Source organism: Azohydromonas sediminis, assembly GCF_003574675.1.
GTDB lineage: Bacteria > Pseudomonadota > Gammaproteobacteria > Burkholderiales > Burkholderiaceae_C > Calidifontimicrobium > Calidifontimicrobium sediminis.
Window position 1 is genome coordinate 1 of the sequence record NZ_QOAZ01000065.1, and the last position, 4,487, is coordinate 4,487.

Below are 4,487 nucleotides of genomic sequence, written 5' to 3' on the forward strand. Positions count from 1 at the left end.
CGCCGCACCCTCGTCCCAGCGCACGTGCATGCGCCCGCCCAGCGTGTCCACCACCTGCGGCGCGCCGGCCGCCACTTCGGCCGCCAGGGCCACCTCGCGCATGCGTTGTTTGCTCTCACCCATCGGGTGAGTGTGCCAAGACCCGTCAAAGCCGCGCCAGTGCTCGGCGATGACGGACGGTGAACTGCTGGATTCAGGTTCAGGTCGGCCGTGCCGCCGTGGCGGCCGCCCATGCGGCGGGCGTGACGATCTCGGTGCCGTGCGCGAGCGCGCGGCGGCGAAGTTCGAGCAGTGCGCGGTCGCGCGTGACCAGCCAGCGCGCCTTGGCGGCGAGCGCGAGGTCGACGAAGACCTGGTCGTCGTCGTCCCGACAGCGCAGCGGGCAGGGCGGCGGCGTCTCGACGCGGTGCGCCCAGCGGACACACGCCGCCTCGACGGTGGCCGGGTCGGCGCCGGCGCGCGGCGGCAGGCGGTGTGCCAAGACGTGGCGCAGCTCGTCGCGCATCGCGTCGGTCTGCAGCCACCGGCAGGCACCGCGGGTCACGGCGGCGGCCAGCGGCTGGGTTGCGCGATCGGCGAACCACAGCCAGTCGAGCACGGCGTTGGTGTCGAGGACCACGACGGGCGTCGCAGGGGTGGCGGTCGGGGGCGGCGGTGGCATCGTCGACGGGCTTGAAGGGGCGCGCGGCGGGAGCCGGCTGCGCTGCCGCCGCGGGCGCACGCGGCTTGCGTGGTCCGGCAGCCGTGCCTATAATGTCAGGCTTTTCGGCGGGTTGCGCGCCGGACGTGTCGGGGTGCGCAGACGCAGGTGTGCGGCGGCGGTCCGAGATGCCGGCGAAAGCCGCGGCGGCGTGTGGCTGCGGTTCAAGCGCGGTGTCTGCGGTTTGGGCCGCAATGCTCGGCGGGCTGCGGCGGCGCCGGGGTGCGGGTGCGCGGTCGCTGCGAACGCGGTGCGCACCGGGTGCGGTGTTCGCATCGCCTTGTCGCCTTCGTGGTCCGCAGCTCGCGGGTGAATTCAATCGGAAACGAGTTACCAACATGCCCACCATCAACCAGCTCGTGCGCCAGGGCCGCCAGGTCGAGGTCGTCAAGTCGAAGTCGCCGGCGATGCAGAACTGCCCGCAGCGGCGCGGCGTGTGCACGCGTGTCTACACGACGACGCCGAAGAAGCCGAACTCGGCGCTGCGCAAGGTGGCCAAGGTGCGCCTGACCAACGGTTTCGAGGTCATCTCGTACATCGGCGGTGAGGGCCACAACCTGCAAGAGCACAGCGTCGTGCTGGTGCGCGGGGGTCGCGTGAAGGACCTGCCGGGTGTGCGCTACCACATCGTGCGCGGTGCGCTCGACCTGCAGGGCGTCAAGGATCGCAAGCAGGCGCGGTCGAAGTACGGCGCCAAGCGTCCCAAGAAGGCCTGAGGCCGGCGGCCGGCGGATGCCGGTCGTGAGTTCGAGGGCTCTCGCCCAGCGGGCGGGGGCCAGTAAGTGAGGGGTTGCTATGGCCCCTCGGGGTGCGGGTCAGGGGCCTGCGCCAACTGAAGCCAGAAGAGGAAGTCAGTCATGCCGCGTCGTCGCGAAGTCCCCAAGCGGGAGATCCTGCCCGATCCGAAGTTCGGCTCGGTCGACCTGTCCAAGTTCATGAACGTCATCATGGAGTCCGGCAAGAAGGCCGTGGCCGAGCGCATCATCTACGGGGCGCTCGAGCAGGTCGAGAAGAAGGCCGGCAAGGACCCGCTCGAGGTGTTCATGACGGCGCTGAACAACGTCAAGCCGATGGTCGAGGTCAAGTCGCGGCGTGTCGGTGGCGCGAACTACCAGGTGCCCGTCGAGGTGCGTCCGGTGCGCCGCGTGGCGCTGGCGATGCGCTGGCTGAAGGAGTCGGCGCGCAAGCGCAGCGAGAAGTCGATGGCCGCCCGCCTGGCCAACGAGCTGCTGGAAGCCAGCGAAGGGCGCGGCGGCGCGATGAAGAAGCGCGACGAGGTGCACCGCATGGCGGAGGCCAACAAGGCGTTCTCGCACTTCCGCTTCTGACGCAGGCGATCCCGCCGTTTCCGCTTTTCGGCCGCTCTCAGGGTTAACACGGACCCGCGAGCGGCCCTGTCTTTGGAGTTGACCATGGCCCGCAAGACCCCCATCGAGCGCTACCGCAACATCGGCATCAGCGCGCACATCGATGCCGGCAAGACCACCACGACCGAGCGCATCCTGTACTACACCGGGGTGAACCACAAGATCGGCGAGGTGCACGACGGCGCCGCGACGATGGACTGGATGGAGCAGGAGCAGGAGCGTGGCATCACGATCACGTCGGCCGCCACCACCTGCTTCTGGCGCGGCATGGACATGTCGTTCCCCGAGCACCGCATCAACATCATCGACACCCCGGGCCACGTCGACTTCACGATCGAGGTCGAGCGCAGCATGCGCGTGCTCGACGGGGCCTGCATGGTGTACTGCGCCGTCGGCGGCGTGCAGCCGCAGTCGGAGACGGTCTGGCGCCAGGCCAACAAGTACAAGGTGCCGCGCCTGGCGTTCGTCAACAAGATGGACCGCACCGGGGCGAATTTCTTCAAGGTCTACGAGCAGATGAAGACGCGCCTGCGCGCCAACCCGGTGCCCATCGTCGTGCCGATCGGCGCCGAGGAGAACTTCAAGGGCGTCGTCGACCTGTTCAAGATGAAGGCGATCATCTGGGACGAGGCCAGCCAGGGCATGAAGTTCGAGTACGGCCCGATCCCGGCCGACCTCGAGGCGGAGTGCCAGAAGTGGCGCGAGCAGATGATCGAGGCCGCCGCCGAGAGCAGCGAAGAGCTGATGAACAAGTACCTCGAGACCGGCGAGCTGACCGAGGCCGAGATCAAGCAGGGGCTGCGTGCGCGCACCATCGCTGGCGAGATCCAGCCGATGCTGTGCGGCACCGCATTCAAGAACAAGGGCGTGCAGCGCATGCTCGACGCGGTGATCGAGTTCCTGCCGTCGCCGGTGGACATTCCGCCGGTCGCCGGCACCGACGACCACGACAGGCCCGTCACGCGCCGCGCCGACGACAACGAGAAGTTCGCCGCGCTCGCCTTCAAGCTGATGTCCGACCCGTACGTCGGTCAGCTGACCTTCGTGCGCGTCTACTCGGGCGTGCTGCGCAGCGGCGACTCGGTCTACAACCCGATCCGCGGCAAGAAGGAGCGCATCGGCCGCATCCTGCAGATGCACGCGAACCAGCGCGAGGAGATCAAGGAAATCCTCGCCGGCGACATCGCCGCGTGCGTCGGTCTGAAGGACGTCACCACCGGCGAGACGCTGTGCGACCCCGACGCGATCATCACGCTCGAGAAGATGGAGTTCCCCGAGCCGGTGATCCGCCAGGCCGTCGAGCCGAAGTCGAAGGCCGACCAGGAGAAAATGGGCGTCGCGCTCAGCCGTCTCGCGCAGGAGGATCCGTCGTTCCGCGTCTCGACCGACGAGGAGTCCGGCCAGACGATCATCGCCGGCATGGGCGAGTTGCACCTCGAGATCATCGTCGACCGCATGAAGCGCGAGTTCGGCGTCGAGGCCAACGTCGGCAAGCCGCAGGTCGCGTACCGCGAGACGATCCGCAAGACGGTCACCGACGTCGAAGGCAAGTTCGTGCGCCAGTCCGGCGGCAAGGGCCAGTACGGCCATGTCGTCTTCACGGTCGAGCCGCTCGAGCCGGGCAAGGGCTTCGAGTTCGTCGACGAGATCAAGGGCGGCGTCGTCCCGCGCGAGTACATCCCTGCCGTGCAGAAGGGGGTCGAGGAAACGCTGCCCAACGGCGTGCTCGCAGGCTACCCGGTCGTCGACGTGCGCGTGCGGCTGACGTTCGGCTCCTACCACGAGGTCGACTCGTCGGAGAACGCCTTCAAGATGGCGGCTTCGATCGGCTTCAAGGAGGCGTGCCGCAGGGCGAACCCCGTGATCCTCGAGCCGATGATGGCCGTCGAGGTCGAGACGCCGGAGGAGTACGCCGGCAACGTGATGGGCGACCTGTCGTCGCGGCGCGGCATGGTCCAGGGCATGGACGACATGCCCGGCGGCGGCAAGATCATCAAGGCCGAAGTCCCGCTGTCGGAGATGTTCGGCTACTCGACGACGCTGCGCAGCATGTCGCAGGGCCGCGCGACGTACACGATGGAATTCAAGCACTACGCCGAGGCGCCGAAGAACGTCGCCGACGCGATCATCACCGCACGCAGCAAGTGACACGCGATGGTCTTCGGCCGTGACTGAACCTCACGAAGCGCCTGCTGCCGGTGGCGGGCGCGACGCGCGGAGACCTTAAACAACGCACCGAGCGGGCTCTTTTCGAACGGAGATTCGGCAATGGCAAAAGGCAAGTTTGAGCGCACGAAGCCGCACGTGAACGTGGGCACGATTGGGCACGTGGACCACGGCAAGACGACGCTGACGGCGGCGATCACGACGATTCTGGCGAGCAAGTACGGCGGCGAGGCGAAGAAGTACGACGAGATCGA

Annotated in this window: 5 protein-coding genes; 4 read left to right on the plus strand and 1 reads right to left on the minus strand. The window is 68.0% G+C overall.

What is annotated here, in order from left to right; translation table 11 throughout:
• Window positions 1-199: 199 nt before the first annotated feature.
• On the minus strand, window positions 200-661 hold the full coding sequence (locus tag DRV96_RS17440) for a PIN domain-containing protein (RefSeq protein ID WP_119293514.1): 462 nt from the start codon (window positions 659-661) through the stop codon (window positions 200-202).
• A gap of 377 nt (window positions 662-1,038) precedes the next feature.
• Between DRV96_RS17440 and rpsL the strand changes: the two genes are divergently transcribed.
• The 4 genes from rpsL to DRV96_RS17460 all read left to right on the plus strand — a co-directional run.
• A complete protein-coding gene (gene rpsL / locus DRV96_RS17445) occupies window positions 1,039-1,416 on the plus strand; it encodes a 30S ribosomal protein S12 (protein WP_119293516.1) in 378 nt (125 codons plus the stop codon).
• 141 nt (window positions 1,417-1,557) lie between these two features.
• Window positions 1,558-2,028: a 30S ribosomal protein S7 gene (rpsG, locus tag DRV96_RS17450; protein ID WP_119293518.1), complete on the plus strand. Its 471-nt coding sequence runs from the start codon at window positions 1,558-1,560 to the stop codon at window positions 2,026-2,028.
• A gap of 84 nt (window positions 2,029-2,112) precedes the next feature.
• The gene (gene fusA / locus DRV96_RS17455) at window positions 2,113-4,215 is read left to right on the plus strand and encodes an elongation factor G (RefSeq protein WP_119293520.1); all 2,103 of its coding nucleotides are present in this window, start codon (window positions 2,113-2,115) and stop codon (window positions 4,213-4,215) included.
• Between the two features lie 120 nt (window positions 4,216-4,335).
• Window positions 4,336-4,487 (plus strand): GTP-binding protein (locus tag DRV96_RS17460; protein WP_235823458.1); only part of this gene is annotated, 152 nt, incomplete at its 3' end.

Excerpts from the sequence above, each read along its gene's own strand:
- DRV96_RS17440 (WP_119293514.1), bottom strand. The coding sequence starts at position 661 with ATGCCACCGCCGCCCCCGACCGCCACCCCTGCGACGCCCGTCGTGGTC.
- rpsL (WP_119293516.1), top strand. The coding sequence starts at position 1,039 with ATGCCCACCATCAACCAGCTCGTGCGCCAGGGCCGCCAGGTCGAGGTC.
- rpsG (WP_119293518.1), top strand. The coding sequence starts at position 1,558 with ATGCCGCGTCGTCGCGAAGTCCCCAAGCGGGAGATCCTGCCCGATCCG.
- fusA (WP_119293520.1), top strand. The coding sequence starts at position 2,113 with ATGGCCCGCAAGACCCCCATCGAGCGCTACCGCAACATCGGCATCAGC.